Source organism: Klebsiella sp. F11, from assembly GCF_056712265.1.
In genome coordinates, this window is sequence record NZ_CM160060.1 from 1,805,708 (window position 1) to 1,831,164 (window position 25,457).

Annotated in this window: 24 protein-coding genes, 1 pseudogene and 1 riboswitch; of the genes and pseudogenes, 12 read left to right on the plus strand and 13 right to left on the minus strand. The window is 60.1% G+C overall.

What is annotated here, in order from left to right; translation table 11 throughout:
• The first annotated feature begins 29 nt into the window (after positions 1–29).
• Positions 30–977 carry a D-alanyl-D-alanine endopeptidase gene (gene pbpG, locus AC1M2H_RS09020; RefSeq protein WP_480151102.1) on the plus strand — a complete coding sequence of 316 codons (948 nt, stop codon included), beginning with the start codon at positions 30–32 and terminating at the stop codon, positions 975–977.
• A 98-nt stretch (positions 978–1,075) separates the two neighbouring features.
• Here pbpG and AC1M2H_RS09025 read toward each other — a convergent pair whose 3' ends face one another.
• A complete protein-coding gene (locus AC1M2H_RS09025) occupies positions 1,076–1,630 on the minus strand; it encodes a GNAT family N-acetyltransferase (RefSeq protein ID WP_426814129.1) in 555 nt (184 codons plus the stop codon).
• A 155-nt stretch (positions 1,631–1,785) separates the two neighbouring features.
• Entirely contained in the window at positions 1,786–3,522 is a 1,737-nt protein-coding gene (gene dld, locus AC1M2H_RS09030; RefSeq protein ID WP_480151103.1) for a D-lactate dehydrogenase, read from the minus strand.
• A gap of 193 nt (positions 3,523–3,715) precedes the next feature.
• On the opposite strand from dld, the gene bglX reads away from it, so the two are divergent.
• The 5 genes from bglX to AC1M2H_RS09055 all read left to right on the plus strand — a co-directional run bounded on the left by bglX (position 3,716) and on the right by AC1M2H_RS09055 (position 9,896).
• Positions 3,716–6,013 carry a beta-glucosidase BglX gene (gene bglX / locus AC1M2H_RS09035; protein ID WP_480151104.1) on the plus strand — a complete coding sequence of 766 codons (2,298 nt, stop codon included), beginning with the start codon at positions 3,716–3,718 and terminating at the stop codon, positions 6,011–6,013.
• A 140-nt stretch (positions 6,014–6,153) separates the two neighbouring features.
• Entirely contained in the window at positions 6,154–7,071 is a 918-nt protein-coding gene (gene osmF / locus AC1M2H_RS09040) for a glycine betaine ABC transporter substrate-binding protein OsmF (RefSeq protein ID WP_480151105.1), read from the plus strand.
• Between the two features lie 6 nt (positions 7,072–7,077).
• Positions 7,078–8,235 (plus strand): ABC transporter permease, encoded by a 1,158-nt coding sequence (locus tag AC1M2H_RS09045; protein ID WP_480151106.1) that lies wholly within the window; start codon positions 7,078–7,080, stop codon positions 8,233–8,235.
• Positions 8,228–9,175 carry an ABC transporter ATP-binding protein gene (locus AC1M2H_RS09050; RefSeq protein WP_480151107.1) on the plus strand — a complete coding sequence of 316 codons (948 nt, stop codon included), beginning with the start codon at positions 8,228–8,230 and terminating at the stop codon, positions 9,173–9,175. The genes AC1M2H_RS09045 and AC1M2H_RS09050 overlap by 8 nt, the downstream gene beginning before the upstream one ends.
• Positions 9,159–9,896: an ABC transporter permease gene (locus tag AC1M2H_RS09055; protein WP_480151108.1), complete on the plus strand. Its 738-nt coding sequence runs from the start codon at positions 9,159–9,161 to the stop codon at positions 9,894–9,896. The genes AC1M2H_RS09050 and AC1M2H_RS09055 overlap by 17 nt, the downstream gene beginning before the upstream one ends.
• On the opposite strand, the gene AC1M2H_RS09060 is transcribed toward AC1M2H_RS09055, so the two are convergent.
• Positions 9,871–9,984 carry a protein YohO gene (locus tag AC1M2H_RS09060; RefSeq protein ID WP_071844955.1) on the minus strand — a complete coding sequence of 38 codons (114 nt, stop codon included), beginning with the start codon at positions 9,982–9,984 and terminating at the stop codon, positions 9,871–9,873. The genes AC1M2H_RS09055 and AC1M2H_RS09060 overlap by 26 nt on opposite strands.
• Before the next feature lie 59 nt (positions 9,985–10,043).
• Positions 10,044–10,775, minus strand: a complete 732-nt coding sequence (locus AC1M2H_RS09065) for a MerR family transcriptional regulator (protein WP_480151109.1) — start codon at positions 10,773–10,775, stop codon at positions 10,044–10,046.
• A 213-nt stretch (positions 10,776–10,988) separates the two neighbouring features.
• On the opposite strand from AC1M2H_RS09065, the gene AC1M2H_RS09070 reads away from it, so the two are divergent.
• From AC1M2H_RS09070 to AC1M2H_RS09080, 3 genes are read left to right on the plus strand one after another with little or no spacing between them, the layout of a single operon-like run.
• Positions 10,989–12,677, plus strand: coding sequence for a LytS/YhcK type 5TM receptor domain-containing protein (locus tag AC1M2H_RS09070; protein ID WP_480151110.1), 1,689 nt, complete (start codon positions 10,989–10,991; stop codon positions 12,675–12,677).
• Entirely contained in the window at positions 12,671–13,390 is a 720-nt protein-coding gene (btsR, locus tag AC1M2H_RS09075) for a two-component system response regulator BtsR (RefSeq protein ID WP_480151111.1), read from the plus strand. The genes AC1M2H_RS09070 and btsR overlap by 7 nt, the downstream gene beginning before the upstream one ends.
• A 53-nt stretch (positions 13,391–13,443) precedes the next feature.
• Positions 13,444–13,914: a YehS family protein gene (locus tag AC1M2H_RS09080; protein ID WP_480151112.1), complete on the plus strand. Its 471-nt coding sequence runs from the start codon at positions 13,444–13,446 to the stop codon at positions 13,912–13,914.
• A 50-nt stretch (positions 13,915–13,964) separates the two neighbouring features.
• On the opposite strand, the gene AC1M2H_RS09085 is transcribed toward AC1M2H_RS09080, so the two are convergent.
• Entirely contained in the window at positions 13,965–14,426 is a 462-nt protein-coding gene (locus AC1M2H_RS09085) for a YehR family lipoprotein (protein ID WP_480151113.1), read from the minus strand.
• A 149-nt stretch (positions 14,427–14,575) separates the two neighbouring features.
• The gene (metG, locus tag AC1M2H_RS09090; RefSeq protein WP_480151881.1) at positions 14,576–16,609 is read right to left on the minus strand and encodes a methionine--tRNA ligase; all 2,034 of its coding nucleotides are present in this window, start codon (positions 16,607–16,609) and stop codon (positions 14,576–14,578) included.
• A gap of 153 nt (positions 16,610–16,762) precedes the next feature.
• Here metG and apbC point away from each other — a divergent pair, with 153 nt between their 5' ends.
• Positions 16,763–17,872: an iron-sulfur cluster carrier protein ApbC gene (apbC, locus tag AC1M2H_RS09095; RefSeq protein ID WP_480151114.1), complete on the plus strand. Its 1,110-nt coding sequence runs from the start codon at positions 16,763–16,765 to the stop codon at positions 17,870–17,872.
• Between the two features lie 99 nt (positions 17,873–17,971).
• Here apbC and AC1M2H_RS09100 read toward each other — a convergent pair whose 3' ends face one another.
• Positions 17,972–18,289, minus strand: a complete 318-nt coding sequence (locus AC1M2H_RS09100) for an RcnB family protein (protein WP_480151115.1) — start codon at positions 18,287–18,289, stop codon at positions 17,972–17,974.
• Between the two features lie 272 nt (positions 18,290–18,561).
• On the opposite strand from AC1M2H_RS09100, the pseudogene AC1M2H_RS09105 reads away from it, so the two are divergent.
• Positions 18,562–18,879, plus strand: a pseudogene (locus AC1M2H_RS09105) (LysR substrate-binding domain-containing protein); the annotation flags it as partial.
• Here AC1M2H_RS09105 and AC1M2H_RS09110 read toward each other — a convergent pair.
• Together AC1M2H_RS09110 and AC1M2H_RS09115 are read right to left on the minus strand one after the other, a co-directional pair.
• Complete coding sequence (locus AC1M2H_RS09110) at positions 18,876–20,219, minus strand: NCS2 family permease (RefSeq protein WP_480151116.1); 1,344 nt, start codon at positions 20,217–20,219, stop codon at positions 18,876–18,878. The pseudogene AC1M2H_RS09105 and the gene AC1M2H_RS09110 sit on opposite strands and share 4 nt — an antisense overlap.
• A 2-nt stretch (positions 20,220–20,221) precedes the next feature.
• Positions 20,222–22,030, minus strand: coding sequence for an adenine deaminase (locus AC1M2H_RS09115; RefSeq protein ID WP_480151117.1), 1,809 nt, complete (start codon positions 22,028–22,030; stop codon positions 20,222–20,224).
• A 124-nt stretch (positions 22,031–22,154) separates the two neighbouring features.
• Here AC1M2H_RS09115 and AC1M2H_RS09120 point away from each other — a divergent pair, with 124 nt between their 5' ends.
• Positions 22,155–23,078: a LysR family transcriptional regulator gene (locus AC1M2H_RS09120; protein ID WP_480151882.1), complete on the plus strand. Its 924-nt coding sequence runs from the start codon at positions 22,155–22,157 to the stop codon at positions 23,076–23,078.
• Between the two features lie 28 nt (positions 23,079–23,106).
• On the opposite strand, the gene AC1M2H_RS09125 is transcribed toward AC1M2H_RS09120, so the two are convergent.
• From AC1M2H_RS09125 to AC1M2H_RS09140, 4 genes are all read right to left on the minus strand, one after another.
• Positions 23,107–23,529: a universal stress protein gene (locus AC1M2H_RS09125; RefSeq protein ID WP_480151118.1), complete on the minus strand. Its 423-nt coding sequence runs from the start codon at positions 23,527–23,529 to the stop codon at positions 23,107–23,109.
• Positions 23,530–23,693: 164 nt separating this feature from the next.
• Entirely contained in the window at positions 23,694–24,137 is a 444-nt protein-coding gene (locus AC1M2H_RS09130) for a Shiga toxin A subunit (protein WP_480151119.1), read from the minus strand.
• Positions 24,138–24,139: 2 nt separating this feature from the next.
• Positions 24,140–24,508, minus strand: coding sequence for a tlde1 domain-containing protein (locus AC1M2H_RS09135; protein WP_133599051.1), 369 nt, complete (start codon positions 24,506–24,508; stop codon positions 24,140–24,142).
• On the minus strand, positions 24,508–25,002 hold the full coding sequence (locus AC1M2H_RS09140) for an Hcp family type VI secretion system effector (RefSeq protein WP_480151120.1): 495 nt from the start codon (positions 25,000–25,002) through the stop codon (positions 24,508–24,510). Before AC1M2H_RS09140 ends, AC1M2H_RS09135 begins: the two co-directional genes overlap by 1 nt.
• A gap of 325 nt (positions 25,003–25,327) precedes the next feature.
• Positions 25,328–25,424: riboswitch (TPP riboswitch) on the plus strand.
• Positions 25,425–25,457: the final 33 nt, after the last annotated feature.

Consider the following 25,457-nt stretch of genomic DNA (forward strand, 5'->3'; position numbering starts at 1 on the left):
GTGCAAAAATACTTTTCAGAATGCTCACCATGCCGAAATTTCGAGTTTCTTTGCTCAGCCTGACTTTGCTACTGGCTGTTCCTTTTGCGCCTCAGGCGATAGCAAAAACCCCCGCGACCGTTCACGCCATGCAGCCGGATATCGCTTCCGGCAGCGCGATGATTGTCGATCTTGCGAGTAAAAAAACTGTCTACCAGAGCCAGCCGGATCTGGTTCGCCCGATGGCCTCGATCACCAAGGTGATGACCGCCATGGTGGTGCTTGATGCCCATCTGCCGCTGGATGAGATGCTGAGCGTGGACATCAGCCACACCCCGGAAATGAAGGGGATCTATTCACGCGTGCGCCTGAACAGCGAAATCAGCCGCCGTAACATGCTGCTGCTGGCGCTGATGTCTTCGGAAAATCGCGCCGCCGCGAGCCTCGCCCATCACTATCCCGGCGGCTACGACGCCTTTATTCGCGCGATGAACGCCAAGGCGCAGGCGCTGGGCATGACCCGTACCCGCTACGTTGAGCCGACCGGCCTGTCGATTCACAACGTCTCGACCGCGCGCGATCTGACTAAGCTGCTGATTGCCAGCGAGCAGTACCCGCTGATTGGCCAGCTGAGCACCACCAAAGAGGATATGGCCACGTTCGCCCGGCCGGCCTATACGCTGCCGTTCCGCAACACCAACCACCTGGTGTATCGCGATAACTGGAATATTCAGCTGACCAAAACCGGCTTTACTAACGCCGCGGGGCACTGCCTGATTATGCGCACGGTGATTAATCAGCGCCCGGTGGCGCTGGTGGTGATGGACGCCTTTGGCAAATATACGCACTTTGCCGACGCCAGCCGCCTGCGGACGTGGATTGAGACCGGGAAAGTGATGCCGGTTCCGGCTTCGGCGCTGAGCTATAAAAAGCAGCGCGAAGCGCAGATGGCGGATGCGATGCTGAAAGGCGGCGCGCAGACCGCGCAGAACGATTAAGCGAACGTCAAACTTCGCCATACTCGCCGGCCCGGGCCGGCGAGTATGCGCTCTCCCCGCAGGCGGCGCGCGACGCCGCTGCGGATTTTCACCCGAACCTATTCCGGGATCGTCAGGTCGCCGTCGCCGAGCGGACGCTGCATAATCAGCGTATCCCGCCAGTCGCCCATCTTGTAGCCCACGCTGCGCAGCTGGCCCGCCACGCTAAAGCCAAATTTTTTGTGGATCGCCAGCGAGCCGGCGTTATTGTGCCCGTCGCCGATGATGGCCAGCATCTGCCGCCACGGACCCTGTTCGCACCTGGCGATCAGCTGCGACAGCAGGGCGCTGCCGATGCCGCGCCCGCCCATGCCCGACTCGACGTAAATCGACTCTTCAAGAGTGTAGCGATAGGCCGGGCGAGGGCGGTAAAAGGTGGCGTAGCAGTAGCCGACGATGCTCCCCCGCCACAGCGCTACCAGCCACGGCAGCCCGTTGTCGCGTACGGTTTTAATCCGCTTGCGCATTTCGTCGACGGTGGGGGGAATATCCTCAAAGGAGGCGCGGCCGTTCAGCACGTGCCAGACGTACAGCGCGGCGATGGCGTGAGCATCATCGGGCAGGGCTTCGCGGATCTCTAATTCAGCGCTGTGTAACATATCCGCTTCGGACATGGTGGGGCTCCTTAAGCCAGGTTTACCGGGGACGCGTTTTCTTCGGCATGCAGCGTAATACATAACCCCGGTAGATGAATAGCCCCGGCGGGGATCGTCCTTCGGCCTGGCCGCCCGCGGATGACGGCCAGGCCGAACGGATTCGGCCAGCGCGCCTACGAGGCGCTGCTGTCGCTCTCCCGCGGCTCGCCCCAGTATTTTTGCTTGCTGGTTTTGCCGATCCCCGGGTTCATGCTGTTGGTCGGGTCATTCTGGCGATAGAACTGCTTTAAGCTCTCCGGCGCCTCGTACAGATGCCCCACGTTGTGTTCGGCGGGGTACTGCGCGCCGCGCGCTTTTAGCAGCGCCAGCATTTTTTCCTTCAGCTCGTGGGCATCCACGCCTTTCTTGACGATGTAATCCTGGTGGAAGACGTGGCACATAAAGTGGCCGTAGTAGAGCTTATAGACCAGCTGGTCGTCGATGTCGGCCGGCAGATGCTCAAACCACTCGCTGTCGTTGCGGCGCAGGGCGATATCCAGCGCCAGAATATCCTCCACCTCGTCGGCGTGGATGGCCTGGTAGCGAATGGCGGCGCCCGCCGCGGCGAAGCGGTGCAGGAACGCCTTGCTGCCTTCTTCCGCCGTGCAGACGAAGAAGTCGCCCTCGGCCTGTTTAAAGTACTCCGTCAGCCACGCCTGGGCCTCCTCGACGCCGTCGCCCGCCATCTTCAGCAGCAGGTGGTGCTCATATTTATCGCGCCAGGTTTTCATCCGCTCCGGCAGGTGCGCCGGGAAAACGTGACCGATTTTTTGCATAAAGCGGTCGGTGAAGTGCGGTTTAAACAGCGACACCTTCTCCAGCAGCGCGTCGGTGCGGCCCTTCATGGTGAAGAAGAACGGCATTTTGTCGGTGCCGAGCTTGTCGATCATCAGGAAGGTGTCCTTGCCGTAGCGCTCGGCGATATCGTAAATATCGCGATGCATATATTCCCCCGCCACCGGCAGATGCTCGAATTCAGCGAGGATATGGCGACGGATTTCCGTTAGCACCGCCGGTTGGTTGGTGCCGATATAGAAGACCTGCTGGCGCTTTTCCGCCGGGAAGGTGTCCAGACGGGCGGCAAAGACCGCCAGCTTGCCGGCGCAGCCCGAAGACTCAAACAGGCGATCGGGGTCGGCGTTGTAGCGCGCCGGGGTGTCGGCGGTGACGTCGCGCACGCGGGTGACGTAATCATGATCGTGGGCGTGGCGGCCGTCGTGGAGGACGTCTTCATCTTTAATTCGTTCGTCGTCGAGGCGGCTGAGGATCTGCTCCGGCGTGGCGCCGAGGTCGATGCCGAGGTGGTTAACGAGGCGCAGCTTGCCGCTTTCGTCAATCTGCGCGAACAGCGACATCTCGGTATAGGCCGGGCCGCGCTGAACCAGCGAGCCACCGGAGTTATTGCAGATGCCGCCGATAACCGATGCGCCGATGCAGGAGGAGCCGATTACCGAGTGCGGCTCGCGGCCAAACGGCTTCAGCGCTTTCTCCAGCGAGTAGAGCGTGGTGCCCGGGAAGGCCAGCACCTGCTCGCCTTTATCCAGCAGATGCAGCTTGTCGAGGCGCAGGGTGCTGATAATCACGATATCGCGATCGTAATCGTTGCCGTTGGGGGTGGAGCCTTCGGTGAGGCCGGTATTCGCCGCCTGCATCAGAATAATTTTATCGGCTTCCACGCAGGCGTTCAGCACCCGCCAGAGTTCCAGCAGCGTTCCGGGAAAGACCACGGCCAGCGCATCGCCGTGGCCGGAGCGGAACCCTTTGCGATAGCGCTGGGTTTTGGCCGGATCGGTGAGCAGGTGCGAGGCGCCAACCACTCTCGCCAGCTCGGTCAGAAAAGCGTTATTTTGCGGTGTTGCTGCAGATGACATGATCCACTCCTTGTGGTGGGACAAAAAATTCTGCACTAAGAATAGCGCTTTGTATGACAATTTGGTGCATGAATGTTGCGAAAAATCAGAGCAGAAGCCGAGCTTTCTACAGGCGTCTCGCCTATGTTTATGGCAAACTGCGGTTTTTATTTATGTTTTGCCGTGATCCCGGCCTGAGAGAAGAGAGATAACAATGAAATGGCTCTGCACTGTAGGCGTCGCCGTAAGTCTGGCGCTGCAACCCGCGCTGGCGGATGAACTGTTTGGCAACCACCCCTTAACGCCGCAGGCGCGAGATGCGTTCGTCAGCGAATTGCTGACGAAAATGACCGTCGATGAAAAAATCGGCCAGCTGCGGCTGATTAGCGTCGGCCCGGATAACCCGAAAGAGGCGATCCGCGAGATGATCAAGGACGGCCAGGTGGGGGCGATCTTTAACACCGTGACCCGCCCGGACATCCGCGCGATGCAGGACCAGGTGATGCAGCTCAGCCGGCTGAAAATCCCGCTGTTCTTCGCCTACGACGTGATCCACGGCCAGCGCACCGTCTTCCCAATAAGCCTCGGCCTGGCCTCCTCCTTTAACCTCGACGCGGTGAATACCGTCGGGCGTATTTCGGCCTATGAGGCCGCCGACGATGGACTCAACATGACCTGGGCGCCGATGGTGGATGTCTCCCGCGATCCGCGCTGGGGGCGCGCTTCGGAAGGCTTTGGCGAAGATACCTACTTAACCACCATGATGGGCAGAGCGATGGTTGAGTCGATGCAGGGCAAGAGCCCGGCGGACCGCTACTCGGTGATGACCAGCGTCAAGCACTTCGCCGCCTACGGCGCGGTGGAGGGCGGGAAAGAGTACAACACCGTCGATATGAGCCCGCAGCGCCTGTTCAACGACTATATGCCGCCGTACAAAGCGGGGCTGGATGCCGGCAGCGGCGCGGTCATGGTGGCGCTTAACTCGCTCAACGGCACGCCGGCTACCTCCGACGCGTGGCTGCTCAAAGAGGTGCTGCGCGACGACTGGGGCTTTAAGGGCATTACCGTTTCCGACCACGGCGCGATTAAAGAGCTGATCAAGCACGGCGTCGCCTCCGACCCGGAAGACGCGGTGCGCGTGGCGCTGAAGTCCGGCATCAATATGAGCATGAGCGACGAGTACTACAGCAAATACCTGCCGGATCTGGTGAAGTCCGGCAAGGTGACGATGGCAGAGCTGGATGACGCCACGCGCCACGTTCTGAACGTCAAATATGATATGGGGTTGTTTAACGATCCGTACAGCCACCTGGGGCCGAAGGAGTCCGACCCGCAGGACACCAACGCCGAAAGCCGCCTGCACCGCAAAGAGGCCCGCGAAGTGGCGCGCGAAAGCCTGGTGCTGCTGAAAAACCGTCTCGAGACCCTGCCGCTGAAAAAATCGGGCACCGTGGCGGTCATCGGGCCGCTGGCCGACAGCAAGCGCGACATGATGGGCAGCTGGTCGGCGGCGGGCGTCGCCGATCAGTCGGTTACCGTGCTCGCCGGGATCAAAACGGCGCTCGGCGATCGCGGAAAGGTGATCTACGCCCGCGGCGCCAACGTGACGAACGATCAAGGCATCGTTGATTTCCTCAACCTGTATGAGAAAGCGGTGCAGAACGATCCGCGCTCGCCGCAGGCGATGATCGACGAGGCGGTGGCCGCCGCGAAGCAGTCTGACGCGATCGTCGCGGTTGTTGGCGAAGCTCAGGGGATGGCGCACGAGGCTTCCAGCCGCACCGATATCACGCTGCCCCAGAGCCAGCGCGATTTAATCAGCGCCCTGAAGGCCACCGGCAAGCCGCTGGTGCTGGTGCTGATGAACGGCCGCCCGCTGGCGCTGGTTAAAGAGGACCAGCAGGCTGACGCGATACTGGAAACCTGGTTCGCCGGCACCGAAGGCGGCAACGCCATCGCCGACGTGCTGTTCGGCGACGCGAACCCGTCCGGCAAGCTGCCGATGTCGTTCCCGCGCTCGGTGGGGCAGATCCCGGTCTACTACAGCCACCTCAATACCGGTCGTCCCTACAACGCCGATAAGCCGAACAAGTACACCTCGCGCTACTTCGACGAGGCCAACGGCCCGCTGTACCCATTCGGCTACGGCCTGAGCTACACCACCTTTAGCGTTTCTGACGTCAAAATGTCGGCGCCGACCATGCGGGCCGACGGCAGCGTGACCGCCAGCGTGCAGGTAACCAATACCGGCAAGCGCGAAGGGGCGACGGTGATCCAGCTGTACCTGCAGGACGTGACCGCCTCGATGAGCCGGCCGGTGAAAATGCTGCGCGGCTTCAAGCGCGTGATGCTCAAACCGGGCGAGACGCAAACCGTCAGCTTCCCGATTGAGGTCGACGCGCTGAAGTTCTGGAACCAGAAAATGAAATACGCCGCCGAGCCGGGGAAATTCAACGTCTTTATTGGCGTAGACTCCGCCCGCGTGAAGCAGGGTGAGTTTGAACTGCTCTAATTTCGCCGGGCGCGGTGCGCCGACGTTGACCATCTATCAGGCCGGGTAACCGGCCTTTTCTTTTCCTTTCATCGCGCATTTGGGCTACGCTTTTCTCTTAACCTTCTGTAAATGGAGCGCAAATTAAAGAGGGAAGCGGGATGATGATTGCAAGCAAATGGTCGGGCGCGCTGGCGCTGGCAGCCCTGGTGAGCCTGCCGCTGCAGGCGGCGGAACCTGTCAAAGTGGGCTCAAAAATTGATACCGAAGGGGCGCTGCTGGGCAATATTATTTTGCAGGTTCTCGAGAGCCACGGCGTGAAGACGGTGAATAAAATTCAGCTCGGCACCACGCCGGTGGTGCGCGGCGCCATTACCGCGGGGGAATTAGATATTTACCCTGAGTACACCGGCAACGGGGCCTTCTTCTTTAAGCAGGAGAACGACCCGGCGTGGAAAAACGCGCAGCAGGGTTATGAGAAGGTCAAAACCCTGGACGGCGAGAAGAATAAGCTGATTTGGCTAACGCCGGCGCCGGCCAACAATACCTGGACTATCGCCGTGCGTCAGGATGTGGCGCAAAAAAACCATCTCACCTCGCTGGCCGATCTGAGCGGCTATCTGCAGAAGGGCGGTGAATTCAAGCTGGCGGCCTCCGCCGAGTTTATCGAACGCCCGGACGCGCTCCCGGCCTTTGAAAAGGCCTACGATTTCAAACTGAATCAAAACCAGCTGCTGTCGCTGGCGGGCGGCGACACGGCGGTGACCATCAAGGCGGCGGCGCAGCAGACCTCCGGCGTCAACGCGGCGATGGCCTACGGTACCGACGGGCCGGTGGCCGCGCTCGGGCTGCAAACCCTGAGCGACCCGAAAGGCGTGCAGCCGATCTACGCCCCGGCGCCGGTGGTGCGTGAAGCGGTGCTGAAGGCCTATCCGCAGATGGCGCAGTGGCTGCAGCCGGTCTTCACCAGCCTTGATGAAAAAACGCTGCAGCAGCTCAACGCCAGCATCGCGGTGGAAGGGCTGGATGCGAAGAAAGTTGCCGCAGATTATCTGCAGCAAAAAGGGCTGTTGAAGTAGGTTTTGGTGGCTATTCGTTGCTATAACCGCGTTTCGCTGCTGCTGGCACTTTTACTGCTGATGATGGTGGCGCTGCCGTTTGTGAACTATGCGCCGAACCGGCTGCTATCCGGAGAGGCGCGCTGGCTGTGGCAGAGCTGGCCGTGGCTGGCCGCCGCGCAGCTGGGGATGGCGCTGGCCGTCCTGCTGCTTTGCGCGCTTCCGGGCCGTTTACCGCTGCTGCTAACCTTCCTGATCGCCGATGCGCTGCTGCCGCTGCTGTGGTACGGCGCCGGGCAGGCGGGTCTGCAGCTGGCGCAAAGCGGGTCGCCGCTGGCGCGCACGTCGCCGGGCAGCGGCCTGTGGCTTTCGCTGGCGCTGTGCCTGCTGCTGGCCAGCGATGCGATACGGCGCCTGACGCCGCGGGCGCTGTGGCGCTGGCTGCTCAATGCGCAAATCTGGGTTATCCCCTGCGTTCTGCTGGCGGCGGGAAGGCTTGATTCGCTCTCGCTGCTCAAAGAGTACGCCAACCGTCAGGACATCTTTGACGATGCCCTGCGCCAGCACGTGCTTCTGCTGTTCGGCACGCTGCTGCCCGCTCTGCTCATCGGCGTGCCGGTGGGCGTATGGATTTGGCGACAGCCGCGCTGGCAGTCGTCGGTGTTTACCTGCCTCAACGTGATTCAAACTATCCCCTCGGTGGCGCTATTTGGCCTGTTGATCGCGCCGCTTGCCGGCCTGACGCGGCGCTTTCCCGCGCTGGCCGATGCCGGTATTTCCGGTACCGGAACGGCGCCGGCGCTGATTGCGCTGGTACTCTACGCGCTGCTGCCGCTGGTGCGCGGGGTGGTCACCGGCCTGCAGCAGGTGCCGCGGGAAGCGCTGGAAAGCGCCGTGGCGATGGGCATGAGCGCGCTCCAGCGCTTCTGGCAGGTACAGCTGCCGCTGGCGCTGCCGATACTGCTGCGTAGCCTGCGGGTGGTGAGCGTGCAAACCGTCGGCATGGCGGTGGTGGCGGCGCTGATCGGCGCCGGCGGATTCGGCGTCCTGGTCTTCCAGGGCCTGCTCAGCAGCGCGCTGGACCTGGTGCTGCTGGGGGTGATCCCGACGATTGCGCTGGCGGTGGTGGTGGATGCGCTTTTTGCGCTGTGGGGCGCGTTGCTAAAAGGAGAGGCCGGTGATTGAATTTGACGGCGTAAGCAAATCTTTTGCCGGGCAGCCGGCGGTGAAAAACCTCAACCTGCGCCTGCGCGAGGGGGCTTTCTCGGTGCTGATCGGCACCTCCGGCTCGGGCAAGTCGACGACGCTGAAGATGATCAACCGGCTGGTTGAGCACGACAGCGGCGCGATCCGCTTCGCCGGCCAGGATATCCGCGAGCAGCCGGTGCTGGCGCTGCGGCGGCGGATGGGCTACGCCATCCAGTCGATAGGCCTGTTTCCCCATTGGACGGTGGCGCAGAATATCGCCACCGTTCCGCAGCTGCAGAAGTGGCCGCGCCAAAAAGTGGAGGCGCGGGTTGATGAGCTGATGGCGCTGCTGGGGCTGGAGGCCACGCTGCGGGCGCGCTATCCGCACCAGCTTTCCGGCGGCCAGCAGCAGCGGGTTGGGGTGGCGCGGGCGCTGGCGGCCAATCCGGAGGTGCTGCTGATGGACGAGCCCTTCGGCGCGCTCGATCCGGTGACCCGCGAGGCGCTGCAGCAGGAGATGATCCGCATTCACCGGCTGCTGGGGCGCACGATTGTGCTGGTTACTCACGATATTGACGAAGCGCTGCGGCTGGCGGATCACCTGGTGCTGATGGACGGCGGCGAAGTGGTGCAGCAGGGGGAGCCGCTGCAGATGCTGCTGCAGCCGAAGAATGACTTTGTCGAGACCTTTTTTGGCCGCAGCGAGCTCGGCGTGCGCCTGCTGTCGCTGCGCGGCGTCGCCGACTATCTGCGCCGCGATGAACGTCTCGTCGGCGATACCCTCAACGTGACGATGACCCTGCGCGAGGCGCTGTCGCTGTTCGTGGCCCACCGCCGCGAGGTGCTGCCGGTGGTGGACGAACGGGGGGATGCGTGCGGGACGCTGCACTTTGCCGACCTGCTGCGCGAGGAGGTTCGGCGTGACGGTTCTGCGTGATCCGCTGCTGTGGCTGCTGGCGCTGTTTATCGCCATTCTGCTGGCGCTGCCCTACAGCGGGCCGCTGTTTAGCGCTCTGTTTCCGGAGCTGCCGCGCCCGGTCTATCAGCAGCAGAGCTTTCTTTCTCTGACCTTCGCCCACTGCTGGCTGGTGGCGCTCTCCAGCCTCGCGGCAACCCTTATTGGCGTTGGGGCAGGGATTGCGGTAACCCGTCCCGCGGGCCGCGAATTTCGCCCGCTGGTGGAGACCATCGCCGCGATGGGGCAGACCTTTCCGCCGGTGGCGGTGCTGGCGATTGCCGTTCCGGTGCTGGGATTTGGCTGGGAGCCGGCGCTGATTGCGCTGGCGCTGTACGGCATACTGCCGGTGCTGCAGGGCACCCTGGCGGGCCTGAGCGCGGTGCCTCCGGGGGCTCTTGAGGTGGCGCAGGGAATGGGGATGACCCGCTGGCAGAGGCTAATTAAAGTTGAGCTGCCGCTGGCGGCGCCGGTGATGCTGGCGGGTATACGCACTTCGACGATCGTCAATATAGGGACGGCGACGATCGCCTCAACGGTCGGGGCCAATACTCTCGGCACGCCGATTGTCATTGGCCTGAGCGGGTTTAATACCGCCTATGTTGTGCAGGGGGCGCTGCTGGTGGCGCTGGCGGCGATCCTGGTCGATCGCGGGTTTGAGCGGCTGAATCAGCGAATCAGCCGACACCGCCGCGAACGATAAAGGAGTAACCGGCAAGCATCACGCCGCTGATCCCGCCGATAGCCATAAATAAGAACAGGGTAATAACCGCAATTTTTGCTGGCTTCATAATAGGCTCCTGATGTTAACCGGGCGATTATACGGTGAAGCGCGGGTGTTAACGAAACATTAATTGCTATTTAGCCAGATAACGCGCCCCTGCTGCTGCCAGCCCAGCAGCTGTTCCTGCTCGGCGGGGGCGGGCGTTTCGCCGCACCACACCAGCAGGGTGCTCCCGGAAAACAGCTCCGGGCGAATCTGCGTCAGCGAGTGGGCGACGACGTCGACCCGCCAGCCCTGTTCGCTGGCCACCCAGCCCTCCAGCCACAGCCGGGCGATGTCGCCGGTGTTCCAGCCCACCACCAGCGCGTGGCTGCCGGGGCGCTTCCAGGCGCTGGCCAGGCTTTGCGCAATATGGCTGATGAGGATCCCGTCGAGAATGCCGCGCAGGGCGATAAGCGTTGGCTGCGGGCTAAGCAAGCGATGGCGTAAAGGAATAAACAGGTGGTTGACCAGGGTGTGCGCCGAATAGCTGTGGCTGCGCTCTTTAATCCACGAGCGCAGGCGGTGGTAGCTGCCGTCGTGGAGCAGCGTCAGCACGATCTCCTGCTGTTCGCGCCAGCCGCCTTGCTCCTGCGGGTCGCTGTCGGTGAGCAGCGTTTTGACCTTTCCCACCTGAACGCCGGAGTCAATCCAGCGCTTAATTTCGCGGATGCGGTCAATCTCCTGCTCGCTGAACAGGCGGTGGCCGCCGTCGGTGCGCTGGGGTTTGAGCAGCCCGTAGCGCCGCTGCCAGGCGCGAAGCGTTACCGGGTTAATATCGCAAAGCTGCGCCACTTCACCAATCGTATAAAGCGTCATCTCTTCCCCTCCCGCAGAATTCTCCTCCCTATAACTGTAGAAGCTGTTTCGGGAAGGGGAAGTGTTTGCTTATTTTTTGTTCGCGTCAGCTAAGGCGGGGCGCAGAGAAGTGCGATCGTGGCCACGAATGCTCATTTTCTTGTAGCGCTTCAAAGAAAGATTCGGCGGGGTGGTGTATGTTACGCGCTTTCAGGTGATGTGTGGTCTGCGGGTATGTACGAGTTCGATCTGGTGTTGTTGCTGCTTCAGCAGATGTGCGTCTTTTTGGTCATCGCGTGGCTGATGAGCAAGACGCGGCTGTTCATCCCCCTGATGCAGGTCACCGTCCGCCTGCCGCACAAGCTGCTGTGCTACGTTACCTTCTCTATTTTCTGCATTATGGGGACCTACTTCGGTCTGCATATCGAAGACTCTATCGCCAATACCCGGGCCATCGGCGCGGTGATGGGCGGCCTGCTCGGCGGGCCGGTGGTCGGCGGCCTCGTGGGCCTCACCGGCGGGCTGCATCGCTACTCCCTCGGCGGTATGACCGCGCTAAGCTGCATGGTTTCGACCATTGTTGAAGGGCTGCTTGGCGGGCTGGTGCACAGCGTCCTCGTGAAGCGCGGGCGGCCGGACAAGGTCTTCAGCCCGCTGACCGCCGGGGCGATCACCTTCTTTGCCGAACTGGTGCAGATGATGATCATTCTGCTGATCGCGCGCCCGTTTCAGGACGCCCTGCATCTGGTGCAGAGCATTGCCGCGCCGATGATGGTCACCAACACCGTCGGCGCCGCGCTGTTTATGCGTATCCTGCTCGATAAGCGGGCGATGTTTGAAAAATACACCTCGGCGTTTTCCGCCACCGCGCTGAAGGTTGCGGCCTCGACGGAGGGGATCCTGCGCCAGGGATTTAACGAAGAGAACAGCATGCGGGTGGCGCAGGTGCTGATCCAGGAGCTGGATATCGGCGCGGTGGCGATTACCGATCGCGAGCGGCTGCTGGCCTTTACCGGCATCGGCGACGATCACCATCTGCCCGGCAAGCCTATCTCCTCGCTCTACACGCAAAAGGCGATCGAAAGCGGCGAAGTGGTCTATGCAGACGGTAACGAGGTTCCCTACCGCTGCTCAATCCATCCGCACTGCAAGCTCGGCTCGACGCTGGTGATCCCGCTGCGCGGCGAGAACCAGCGGGTGATTGGCACCATCAAACTCTATGAGGCCAGGAACCGGCTGTTCAGCTCCATCAACCGTACCCTGGGCGAGGGGATTGCCCAGCTGCTGTCGGCGCAGATTCTGGCCGGGCAGTACGAACGACAGAAGGCACTGCTCACCCAGTCGGAAATTAAGCTGCTGCACGCCCAGGTGAACCCGCACTTTCTGTTCAACGCCCTCAATACCCTGAAGGCGGTGATTCGCCGCGACAGCGATCAGGCCGGCCAGCTGGTGCAGTATCTGTCGACCTTCTTTCGCAAGAACCTGAAGCGGCCGTCGGAAATTGTCACCCTCGCCGATGAGATTGAGCATGTGAACGCCTATCTGCAGATTGAAAAAGCGCGTTTTCAGGCCAATCTCCAGATTCAGATGCTGGTGCCCGACGCGCTGGCGCATCATCAATTACCGGCGTTTACCCTGCAGCCGATCGTGGAAAACGCCATTAAGCACGGCACCTCGCAGCACCTTGGCGTGGGCGAGATTATCATTCGTGCCAGCCAGGACGCGCGCTGGCTGCGGCTGGATATCGAAGATAACGCCGGGCTGTATCAGGCCAATCCGGACGCCAGCGGACTCGGCATGAGCCTGGTGGATCGGCGGCTGCGGGCGCGCTTTGGCGCCGAGTGTGGAATTACCGTGACCTGTGAAGCCGAGCGCTTTACCCGCGTTACGCTGCGACTGCCCGTGGAGGAGTGCGCGTGTTAAAAGTATTAATCGTTGATGATGAGCCGCTGGCGCGTGAAAACCTGCGTATCCTGCTGGAAGCGCAGAGCGATATCGAGGTGCTGGGCGAGTGCGGTAACGCGGTTGAGGCGATCGGCGCGGTGCACAGGCTGCGCCCGGACGTGCTGTTCCTCGATATTCAGATGCCGCGCATCAGCGGGCTGGAGATGGTCGGCATGCTCGATCCGGAGCATCGGCCCTATATCGTGTTCCTGACCGCCTTCGACGAATATGCGGTGAAGGCGTTCGAGGAGCACGCGTTTGACTATCTGCTCAAGCCGATTGAGGCCGCCAGGCTGGATAAAACCCTGGCTCGTCTGCGCCAGGAGCGTAGCCTGCAGGATATTTCGCTGCTCGACGATGCTCAGCAGGCGCTGAAGTATATCCCCTGCAGCGGGCATAGTCGGATCTGGCTGCTGCAGATGGAGGACGTGGCGTTTGTCAGCAGCCGGATGAGCGGGATTTACGTCACCGACAGCGAAGGGAAGGAGGGCTTTACCGAGCTGACCCTGCGCACTCTTGAGAGCCGCACGCCGCTGCTGCGCTGCCACCGCCAGTATCTGGTCAATATGGCCCACCTGAAGGAGATTCGTCTCGAGGAGAACGGCCAGGCCGAGCTGCTGATGCGCGCCGGGCATACGGTGCCGGTCAGCCGCCGCTACTTAAAAAGCCTGAAAGAGGCGATTGGTCTGTAAAACGGCAGAATCGTGGTAGACTTAGCGCCAGTTTTTTTCATCATGAAGGCATTATGATCAGCAACGATATCCTACGTAGCCTGCGCTACACCTTAAAAACCAATAATGATGGCCTGGTGCGTATTTTTGCGCTCGGCGATTCCGTCGTCAGCGCAGAGCAGCTGGTACCGTGGCTGAAAAAAGAGGACGAGGAGGGCTTCCAGCGCTGCCCGGATATCCTTCTGTCGGTCTTCCTCAACGGTCTGATTTACGACAAACGCGGTAAAGATGAGTCCGCGCCGCCGCTGGCGGTTGAGCGTCGGGTAAATAACAATATCGTGCTGAAAAAGCTGCGCATTGCCTTCTCTCTGAAGACCGACGATATTCTTGCCATTCTGACCCGGCAGCAGTTCCGCGTCTCGATGCCGGAAATTACCGCCATGATGCGCGCGCCGGAGCATAAAAACTTCCGCGAGTGCGGCGACCAGTTCCTGCGCTATTTCCTGCGCGGTTTGACCGAGCGCGTGCACGCCGCCAAACCCTGAGTTAGCGCATCAGACGGCCCGGCTGGCGCAGCGCTTCGCCGGGCTACGGCCTACTTCACTTCCTGAAAACCCTGCTCTTCGAGCAATTTTTCCGATACCGACATCGACACAAACTGCCGCGAGCAGTCGGTGAACATCGATCCCGGCAGCTTGCACAGTTCGCTAATTTTCGCCTCCTTAAAATCGACGCTCAGATGCTCCAGAGCATAGCTGTCCTTATAGTCGATGGTTTGCTCCACGCCCTTGATGCTGCGGTAGACGCTGCTCATCGGTTCTATAATCGCCCGCGCCTGCTCTTTGTTGCTGGCGCCGATGGTTTTATAGGGGATAGTGTTGTTGGCATCCTGGCGCAGCACTTTGTCGCCGTCATAATAGTAGGTGAAGCTGAGCTTGACGCCTTCGGCCGCGCGGTTAAAGGTTTTGCTCTGCTCTTTTTGATTATCGCAGCCGGCCAGCGCCGCGGTCAGCAGAGCGGCGACGGCGATCGCGGCCAGCCTGTGTGTGTATTTCATCCCGGTTCCCTGTGTTGTTATTAATACCGTTCCGTTGTCAGAATAGCGTATTGATTATTGTTCTGATTGGCAGACTGTGCAAATTAAAGAGCCTGCCGGGAGGGGCTTCAGGCAAAAAAACGCTGCCGGGGCAGCGTTTTACGCGGGGGTTATTTGACCTGCTGACCGGGCTGAGCGCCGCTGTCCGGGCTGAGCAGGAAGATATCTTTCCCGCCAGGGCCCGCCGCCATCACCATTCCTTCGGAGATGCCGAAGCGCATCTTGCGCGGCGCCAGGTTGGCGACCATCACCGTCAGACGCCCAATCAGCGCCTGCGGATCGGGGTAGGCGCTGCGGATGCCGGAGAAGACGTTGCGCTTCTCGCCGCCGAGATCCAGGGTCAGGCGCAGCAGCTTGTCGGAACCGTCGACGAATTCGGCGTTTTCGATCAGCGCGATGCGCATATCCACTTTGGCAAAATCGTCAAAGGTGATGGTTTCCTGAATCGGATCGTCCGCCAGCGGGCCGGTGACCGGGGCGGAGAGCGCCTTCACCTCTTCCTTCGATGCCTCTACCAGCGCCTCAACCTGCTTCATTTCGATGCGGTTATACAGCGCCTTGAAGGCGTTGACCTTGTGCCCCAGCAGCGGCTGCTGGACGCCATCCCAGCTCAGCTCGGCGTTGAGGAAGGCTTCGGCGCGGGCGGCCAGCTGCGGCAGCACCGGCTTGAGCCAGGTCATCAGTACGCGGAACATATTCAGGCCCATGGAGCAGATAGCCTGCAGATCGGCGTCGCGACCTTCCTGTTTGGCGACGACCCACGGCGCCTGCTCGTCAACGTAGCGGTTAGCCACGTCGGCCAGCGCCATGATTTCACGGATGGCTTTACCGAACTCGCGGCTTTCCCACGCTTCGCCAATGCTTGCGGCCGCATCGGTGAAGGTTTTGTACAGCGCCGGATCGGCCAGCTCGGCGGTCAGCACGCCGTCGAAGCGTTTGGCGATAAAGCCGGCGTTGCGCGACGCGAGGTTAACCAGCTTGTTGACGATGTCGGCGTTGACGCGCTGAATGAAGTCTTCGAGATTGAGATCGATATCATCGATGCGCGAAGAGAGCTTGGCGGCGTAGTAGTAGCGCAGGCTGTCGGCATCAAAGTGGTTCAGCCAGGTGCTGGCTTTAATGAAGGTGCCGCGCGATTTAGACATCTTCGCGCCGTTGACCGTCACGTAGCCGTGAACGAACAGGTTGGTCGGCTTGCGGAAGCCGCTGCCTTCCAGCATCGCCGGCCAGAACAGGCTGTGGAAGTAGACGATATCCTTGCCGATAAAGTGATACAGCTCGGCGGCGGAATCTTTCTTCCAGTAGGCGTCAAAGCTTTCGCTGTCGCCACGTTTGTCGCACAGGTTTTTGAATGAACCCATGTAGCCGATCGGCGCGTCCAGCCAGACGTAGAAGTATTTGCCCGGCGCGTTGGGAATTTCGAAACCGAAGTACGGCGCGTCGCGGGAGATGTCCCACTGCTGCAGACCGGACTCGAACCACTCCTGCATCTTATTCGCCACCTGCTCCTGCAGCGCGCCGCTACGGGTCCACGCCTGCAGCATTTCGCTAAACGACGGCAGGTCGAAGAAGAAGTGCTCGGATTCGCGCATCACCGGCGTCGCGCCGGAAACCACCGATTTCGGCTCGATAAGCTCGGTCGGGCTGTAGGTCGCGCCGCACACTTCGCAGTTATCGCCGTACTGATCCGGTGATTTACACTTCGGACAGGTGCCCTTCACGAAACGGTCGGGGAGGAACATCCCTTTTTCCGGATCGTAGAGCTGAGAGATGGTGCGGTTTTTGATAAAACCGTTCTCTTTCAGGCGCGTGTAGATAAGCTCCGACAGCTCACGGTTTTCTTCGCTGTGGGTGGAGTGGTAGTTATCGTAGCTGATGTCAAAACCGGCAAAATCGGCCTGATGCTCCTGACTCATTTCGCCAATCATCTGCTCCGGAGAGACGCCAAGCTGCTGAGCTTTCAGCATGATCGGCGTGCCGTGGGCGTCGTCGGCGCAGATGAAGTTGACCTCGTGGCCGCGCATTCGCTGGTAACGGACCCAGACATCAGCCTGGATGTGCTCCAGCATGTGGCCGAGGTGGATTGAGCCGTTGGCGTACGGCAGCGCGCACGTTACCAGAATTTTCTTCGCGACTTGAGTCATAGTGAGCATTACATCTTCTGTTGTAAAAAGGGCTTTTGATATTACCAAAAGGGCACTGGGTGCGCCATAAATGGCTATCCATATATGGATAATCCCCAGCTGTGATAGACTCAATCATTACTGAAAGCATCTCATAACAACAAAGGAGTCGGGATGAATTCGCAATCCCAGGCCAAATCCCCCGAACGTCTACGCGCGATGGTCGCCGGGACTCTGGCTAATTTTCAGCACCCCACTTTGAAGCACAATCTCACCGCGCTGAAGGCGCTGCACCACGTCGCCTGGCTGGACGACACCGTGCATATCGAGATTCAGATGCCGTTCGTTTGGCATAGCGCTTTTGAAATCCTGAAAGAGCAGTGCAGCGCCGAGCTGCTGCGCATTACCGGCGCCCAGGCTATCGACTGGAAGCTGACGTACAGCATCGCCACTCTGAAACGGGTGAAAAATCAGCCGGGCGTCAACGGCGTGAAGAATATTATTGCCGTCAGCTCCGGCAAGGGCGGGGTCGGGAAATCGTCTACGGCGGTTAACCTCGCGCTGGCGCTGGCGGCGGAAGGGGCTAAGGTTGGTATTCTCGACGCCGATATTTACGGCCCGTCGATTCCCACCATGCTGGGCGCGGAAGATCAGCGTCCCACCTCCCCTGACGGCACCCATATGGCGCCGATTATCAAATTCGGCCTCGCCACCAACTCCATCGGCTATCTGGTGACTGACGAGAACGCCATGGTGTGGCGCGGGCCGATGGCCAGCAAAGCGCTGATGCAGATGCTGCAGGAGACGCTGTGGCCGGATCTCGACTATCTGGTGCTGGATATGCCGCCGGGCACCGGCGACATTCAGCTGACGCTGGCGCAGAACATCCCGGTGACCGGCGCGCTGGTAGTGACCACGCCGCAGGACATCGCGCTGATCGATGCCAAAAAGGGCATCGTGATGTTCGAAAAAGTCGAGGTGCCGGTGCTGGGTATCGTGGAGAACATGAGCATGCATATTTGCAGCAACTGTGGTCACCATGAGGCTATCTTTGGCGCCGGCGGCGCGGAGAAGCTGGCGGAAAAATATCACACCCAGCTGCTCGGCCAGCTGCCGCTGCACATTCACCTGCGCGAGGACCTCGATAACGGGACCCCGACGGTGATCGCCCGCCCGGAAAGCGAGTTTACCGATATCTATCGCCAACTGGCAGGGCGCGTGGCGGCCCAGCTTTACTGGCAGGGTGAGGTTATCCCCAGCGAGATCGCCTTCCGCGCGGTGTAACCGACGCGGGTAAAACAACGCCCGGGACTTCGCTGCGCCATGCGGGAGCAGCAGAAGGACCGGGCGTTTTTCGTGGCGGCTAATCGTCGCTGCGCGCAATCAGTGCTGGTAGAAAATCTCGCCGTCGTAAATTTTGACAATTTTGCCTTCAGGCTCGGTCACCAGCACGTAGCTGCCGCCCATGTAGGTCCAGTGGGTGTTGGCGTCCGGCGCAGGCAGGTGGCGCTGCTGCCACTGCTTGATGGTGTACTCCGGGGTCATATACAGCGGCGGCACGGTATCGCCTACGCGAAACTGCTGAAAGTCGGAGGTGACGCCGTCCAGCTCATATTTCTGCAGATCGGCGGCGGAAACCGAGCAAACGGTGCCGGTACCGGCCAGCAGTACGCCCAGAAGCAGCATTTTTGTTTTACGCATAAATTCCTCATTATTATCCTGGACTCAAAATCGCAGCCTCGTATCATTCCGAAGCATGAGGGCGATGGCAAGTACTGGTTGATTAAAAATGTAAGCAAACGATGGTGCGGATTACGCGATTCAGCGAACGGCGCCTGTTTTAGGAAAAGTCCGGGGATTGGGAGGTGGGAGCTAATATGTTCAGACTGGAAGATCTGACGTTATTCGTCCGCGCGGCGGCGCTGGGTAGCTTCAGCGAGGCGGCGCGGGAGGTCGGGCAGCAGCCGGCGCAGTTCGATCGCTGGTCGTTAAGCCTGGCGGGGGAGGTTCAGCACCTGCAGGTTTCCGGCGTTATCGTCAGCGACGATGCGGAAGTGATTCGCCGCCTGGCGATTGCCGGGGAGGGGTTTGCCTACAAATCCTGGCTCGACGTCAGCGACGATATTCGCGCCGGGCGGCTGAAGGTTCTGCTGCCGCAGTATCAGGGCGACCGGGTGCCGCTGAATATGATTTGCCCGCACCGCAAGCAGCTCTCCGCCGCGGTGCGTTTGCTGTATGAAGAGGTGAAGGCCCGCTGCGAGGCGCTGCACAACCAGCGCCCGGCGCCTTAGTGCCTGACCAGGGTCGCGAAGTAGTAGACCAGCGGGAGCGCGAGGATCCACAGCCCTGGCGGGATCTCGCGCCACTTGCCGGCCACGGCCTTAATCACGATATAGAACAGCAGCCCGCCGGCGATGCCGGTACCAAAGCTGTTGGCAATCAGGGTGATCATCACCATCATCAGCACCGGCAGCCCGTCGGTAAAGTTGGCTAAATCGACCTTGCGCAGACCGCTGAACATATTCAGACCGATCAGGATCAGCGCCGGCGCGGTGGCCTCTTTGGGGATCATCAGCGCAATCGGGGTAAACAGCAGCATCAGCAGGAACATCACCGCCGCCGCCAGCGCCGTCAGCCCGGTTTTACCGCCCGCTTCGGCCGCCGCGGAGGACTCAATCAGCGCGGTGGCGGCCGTAATGCCGACCCACGGCCCGATGGCGGCGGCAATGGAGTCGACCATAAACGGCCGGTTGATGTGGGGCATATTGCCTTCCTCATCCAGCAGGCCCGCCTCGCCGCCTACCGCCAGAGTGGTTCCCATGGTGGAGAAAAACTCGGAGGCGAAAAAGATAAACAGGAACGGCAGAAAGGCGATATTCAGCGCGCCGAGCATATCGACGTGGCCGAGCACCGGCGTCAGCGAGTGCGGCATGGCGATAAAGCTGCCCGGCAGGCGGGTGACGCCGAACGGGATCCCCACCAGGGTGGCGACGAGGATCGCCCACAGGATCGCGCCCGGGATGCGCCGCGCCTGCAGCGCAATGGCGAGAAACAGGCCGCACAGCGCCACCAGCGCGCCGGGGGCCAGGAAATCGCCGAGCATCAGGGCGTTAGTTTTGGCATTCGCCAGCACCAGGCCGGCGTTGCGAAAGCCGAGAACCGCCACGAACAGCCCGATGGAGGCGGTGAGCCCCAGCTTGATCGACTGCGGCACCGAGCGGGTCACCACCTCGCGCAGGCCGAATTTGGTCAACAGGAAGAACAGAATCCCGGACCAGCAGGCGATGCCGAGGCCGATTTGCCAGCCGATACCTTCGCTGCCGGCCAGGGTGACGCCCACCAGCACCGACCCGCCGATGCCGGGGCCGACGATAAACGGCAGGTTGGCGTAGAACGCCATCAGCAGCGTGCCGGCGACGAAGACCAGAATCGTTCCGGTGGTGACCGCGCCTTTATCCATCCCGCCGACCGCCAGCAGGCCGGGGATGACCACCAGCAGATAGGCGGCGGCGAGAAAGCCGGTGATACCCGCCAGGCACTCGGTACGCAGCGTACTGCCGCGCGAGTAGAGGGAAAATCGCCGTTCCAGCCAGCTGCCCCGGGTTGATGCAGGAAGTGTGTTGTCGGCCATTATCAGGCTCCGTGATGATTATTGTTGTCGGTATGCTCCGGGGTTTCCCGGCAGGCTATCAGCGGGTCGACGATCCGGCGGGTGGTGCCGTCGGTCAAACCCAAATCGGTCAAATGCGGCCCGGCGTTACAGGCGAGGCAGGTTCCCTCGATAGCCTTAAACACCCGGTACGGCGGCTCCCAGTCGGCAATCTCGGCGCTCAGATCGCGCAGCTCGCGGAACTGGCGCGCCAGCTCCGCCGCCGGCAGGTCGGAAAGCATCCCGGCAATCGGCATGGCGACGTGGGCCAGAATCTCTCCCCGCTGCGTCAGCGCCATGCCGCCGCCGGAGGCGATCAGCCGGTTGGCGGCCCGCGCCATCTCCTCGGCGTCTCGCCCGAGCACCACGAGGTTGTGCGAGTCGTGGGAGTAGCTGGTGGCAATCGCCCCGCGCAGCTCGCCCCAGCCCTCAAGCAGGGCAATCTGCGGCGTCGCCTGATGGCGCCCGTGGCGGTGCTTGACCCAAATCAGGCTGAAGCCGTCGGGCAGCTGGACGCGACCGTCGCGGATCTGCACCTCAACTTCCCCCCATTGCGTAAAGCGCGCGCCGCGAATATGCCGCAGGCGGGCGACGCCGTGGCGAATACCGCCCACCTTGAGGATAAAGTCGTCGGCGCTCAGCGGAGCAAGCCGCAGGGTATCGCGCGGCGGCGCGACGCCGGCGGCCGCAGGAATCGGCTGGCACAGCCGCCCGTCCCGGGCAATCAGCTTCCCGGCAACGTAGACCTCCCGCGCCTGCAGCTTATCGAGCGCCGGGAACACCACCAGGTCCGCGCGGCGGCCGGCGGCAATCAGGCCTAAGTCATGGCGCTGCAGGCGAATCGCCGCGTTCAGCGTGGCGAAGCGCAGGGCGTCGGTGGCCGGCAGGCCGTGGCCGATCAGCAGGTTAAGCAGGGCGATAATGCCGCCTTTTTCCAGCAGCATATCCGGCTGTACGTCGTCGGTGCATACGGTAATTTGCGAGGAGAGGTGCGGCAGGGTTTTCAGCGCCTTGACGATATCCTCCAGCAGATAGGGGTGCGAGCCGCGAATTTGCAGGGTCAGGCCGGCGCGCAGTTTTTCCAGCGCATCCTCCGCGGAGGTGAGCTCGTGATCGGAGGTGACGCCGGCGGCCAGATAGGCCTGCAGATCCGCGCCGTTCAGCCCGCGGGCGTGGCCTTCAATCAGCTTGCCGCTGTTGAGGCCCGCCTGGACTATCTCCTGCATCCGCTCGCTGGCATGCAGCACGCCGTGCATGTCCATCACTTCCGCCACGCCGCGCACCTCCGGCCACGCCAGCATGGTGGTCATCTCTTCGCCGGCAAAATCGGCGCCGGACATCTCCAGCCCAGGCGTGGACGGGACGCTGGAGGGGGCGGCGACCATCACCTCCAGCGGCAGATTGCGGCTGGCGGCAACGGCGTAGCGCACGCCCTCCACGCCGAGCACGTTGGCCAGCTCGTGCGGATCCCAAAATACCGCCGTGGTGCCCTGGGCGAGGACGATTTCCGCGTAGCGCTCGGGAGGCAGATGGGAGCTTTCGAGGTGGACATGGGTATCCATCAGCCCCGGAGAGAGGTAGGCGCCCTGCAGGTCGTGGGATTTCGCGGCGTCGCTGCGGCTGCCGCGCGGATGGACGCTGGCAATCATCTCGCCGACGATGCCGACGTCGGCGGCGCGGATCTCCCCGGTGACCATATCAACGATCTCTCCCCCGGTGAGCAGGAGGTCGAAGGGCAATTCGCCCCGGGCGGCCTGTACGGCGCGGCGGCGGTTTTCAGCACTGCTGGACATAGCAACTCCGGCACAAGGATAATGACGATACTCTAGGTGCACGGCAAACGTTTGCCCAGATGAATAAATTTATCGCCCGATAAGCTCGGGTTATTTTGCCTGCTCACTCTCAGCGATGGATAACATGACCGAACCGTGGCAGCGGCTGCCCGCGCTTTCTCTTAAGCAGCTACAGTATTTCGTTACCCTGGCGCAGCTGCGTCACTTTACCGATACCGCCAACCGGCTGGCCATCAGCCAGCCGGCGCTGAGCAGCGCGCTGCGCCAGGTCGAGGCGGTGCTCGGCGGCAAGCTGGTGAACCGCACCACCTCTGCGGTGACGCTGACCGAGCTGGGCGCGGCGATCCTGCCCCACGCGCAGCGCGTGCTGAGCGTGGCCCAGCTGGCGTTCGAGGATATGCGGCAGATTGTTGAAGCCGGCGGCGACGGTACGGTGCGCATTGGGCTGATGCCGTCGGTCAGCTCGCTGCTGTTTCCCCTGCTGCCGCAGACCCTGGCCGGGACCTTTCCGCGCCTGCGGGTCGAGTTTCACGATCGGGCCAACGACGCGCTGGTGCGCGAGCTGCTAAGCGGGCAGATTGATTTCGCCGTCGGCGCCATCGACAGTTCGCTTCCCGCTGAGCTGCAGGTTTATCCGCTACGCGAGGACCCGTTCGTGGCGGTGCTGCACGGCGACGATCCGCTCGCCGGCCAGCCGCATCTGCCGTGGAAGCTGCTGGCCGGCCGCGATATCGCGGTGTTCTCGAAGGGCAATATCCAGCGGCTGGTGGGGGCGCTGGCGGAGAGCCATCGCCTGACGCTGAATACCCGCTACCAGGTGGACTATATCGAAACGCTGTATGGCCTGGTGCGCTCGCGGCTGGCTGTCGCCATCCTGCCCGAGCTCTATACCACCCATTTATGCGATCCGCAGCTGAAGATAGCCCAGCTGCAGCAGCCGGCGCTGAGCCGCACCGTGGCGCTGATGCGCGGGCCGCAGCCGCTACCGCCGCTGATTGAGGCGTGTTTTGCGCTGCTGCTGAGCTCGCTGCGGGAAGTGAATCCCTAATCAGCCGGACGAGGTTTGAACGAGCGACCTACGGCAGGTGCTTAATCAGCACGTCGACGCTGAGATGGTTAATGTACTCGAGGGAGTGGGAAGCCATCACCCCCAGCAGCCGGTTGCGGTGCCCGGCAATAATCAAATCGACGCTGCGCTGATGCACGCACGCTTCGACGTCGGAAAAGCGGCGGGCGGTGACCAGCGCCAGCGTCTGCACCGGCAGGGCGACGGTGGTCGCCAGTTCGTTGAGCAAGGCTTTGGCCTGGATAACCTCCTGCGAGACGTCATCATCCATCAGGCAGTCGGAAACGTAGTTCAGCGCCCGATAGTCGGTGCTGATGTGGGCGATGGTTACCTTCATGGCGCTCTCTTCGGCCATTTTAGCCGCGTGCTGAAGCAGCGGAATCCCGTCAGTGCTGCTGTTAATCAGCACCAGCGCATGGTGATAAACGGACATAGCCCACCTCGGATGGTTATCTGCGCAAATCATTATTCCCACTGCTAATCTTGTGCCCGGGTAGCGGCGAAAGCAAATCGAGATGTGCGCAGAAAGGGCTGGCGAAGCCGGAGGCAAACTTATCCATGTCGTCCGGCATTTCGTCCTGCTTATGCATTACGGAATTAAAACTCTCTGGCGAGGGTTAGATAGCCATTAAACCTGACAGAACACTCCTCTTTATTCATAAGGCTCGAAGCAATGAATATGTCTTTCTTTCCTTGGTTATTGGTGTAAGTATATTTTGCGGTAATTGATTTGGCGTGATTTGCATAGTAGCTGGAAAAATAATCGCCAGTGGGGATTGTCGCTTTGCCTTTATCGACATCATTTTCTCGATCCACGTTAGCCAGTGATTCTGCATACAGTTCAGAAACGGCTGTCGTATTGATTACCTCTACCGCCGTTTTGTCTCTTTGAATCGCGGATATATCAATTTTTAAATCCTTTGAAATAGCGTCGAGCAAGGATGACTCCATTGATGCGCCAACAGAAGCGCAGCCGGGATCCTCGGCATAAGCAGCGAAGTGAACCGCAGTCAGTGTGAAGATTAATGTTGTTCCGATCATTTTTAATCTTCCACGACCAGAGTTTTATCGCTACTGGCCGCAACGATCTTACGATAGGGCAATTTTAGAATGATGCAACCGTCTGAGGCTTCTCCCGGATGCGCTGAACTATCGCCATGTATCATAAAACCATCGCGCCCACACATCTGATTTTCAATATAGGGGGTAAGTCTCATGGTCCATGCTTTGGTTTTACGGTGATAGAAAGGATCGCCAATAGTATAAGTCCCCCTGGGTATGGGCCCTTTACCCTTGATGCACTCGTTAGCTGAATCATTTTTAAAGCCAGGTCTACCAGAGTAGTTAGCATCGAATTGATAAGTACCATTCAGATAAAAACTATGAGAGCTTACTTTATAAACCCAGGTCATTATGCAACCTCCTTATTACCATTCCATGAATCTGAGTAAATTATATTCCCATCAAGATAATGCCATGTGATTTTCTTATACGCTAAATAGAAAGCTTCAAGATGGTTATGTTTTTCAAATATAGGACTTTTAATATCGAACATGAAAGGTTCAATTTCATTGATTGTTACGTTTTCCATCGTGATGCGGAAATATTCTTCTTCTTGTCCATTGTAATTAATTCGATAAAACTTCAACACAGCCAGTCTGAACTTTTTCCCGGTTGAAACGCTTCTGTAGAGGTATGGGGATGAGCTATCTAACTCTTTGATTAGTGCGTAGTCTCCGTGCTGGCGTTTACTCGTAATCTTTCCGGTTAGATCATCTGTTGGTAACTCTACACTATGCATGAGTTCTATAATCTCAATAGAACCTTCTCTATCCTGCATATCAACAGAACCTTTAACTTGATTTCCCGAATCATCGGTTAACCATAGATAAACAGGTATCGCCATTATTATAAGACCTCATTTTTGTGTGGTTTGAGCAATAATCGTACACTTCCGTAATTGGTATCAGGAGTGGGAATTTCAGGGAAAATTCTGAAAATCCGGTACTTTCTCTCTGGAATAGCGCTTAAAGTTAAAGGGGTTAAGTTAAATTGTATGGTCTATTAAGCGGAGCTAAATCCACCGAAAGATAAATGATTGATAATGCCCGAAGCGATAGGGACGGTTAGGTACAAAAAGAGGTACTGACGACGGGGTGTTTAGGTGTATATTGCTGTTCTGATCAAATTCATCTTTCAGATATAACTGTCTGTAAGTATAAAGAATCTATCTACATGACTCGGGGTGCCCTTCTTTGTGAAGGCTGAGAAAAACCCGTACCACCTGATCTGGATAATACCAGCGTAGGGAAGTCAGAGACCACGAGGTCGTTGCTTATTCATCGCCTGGCTGGAGCAAAC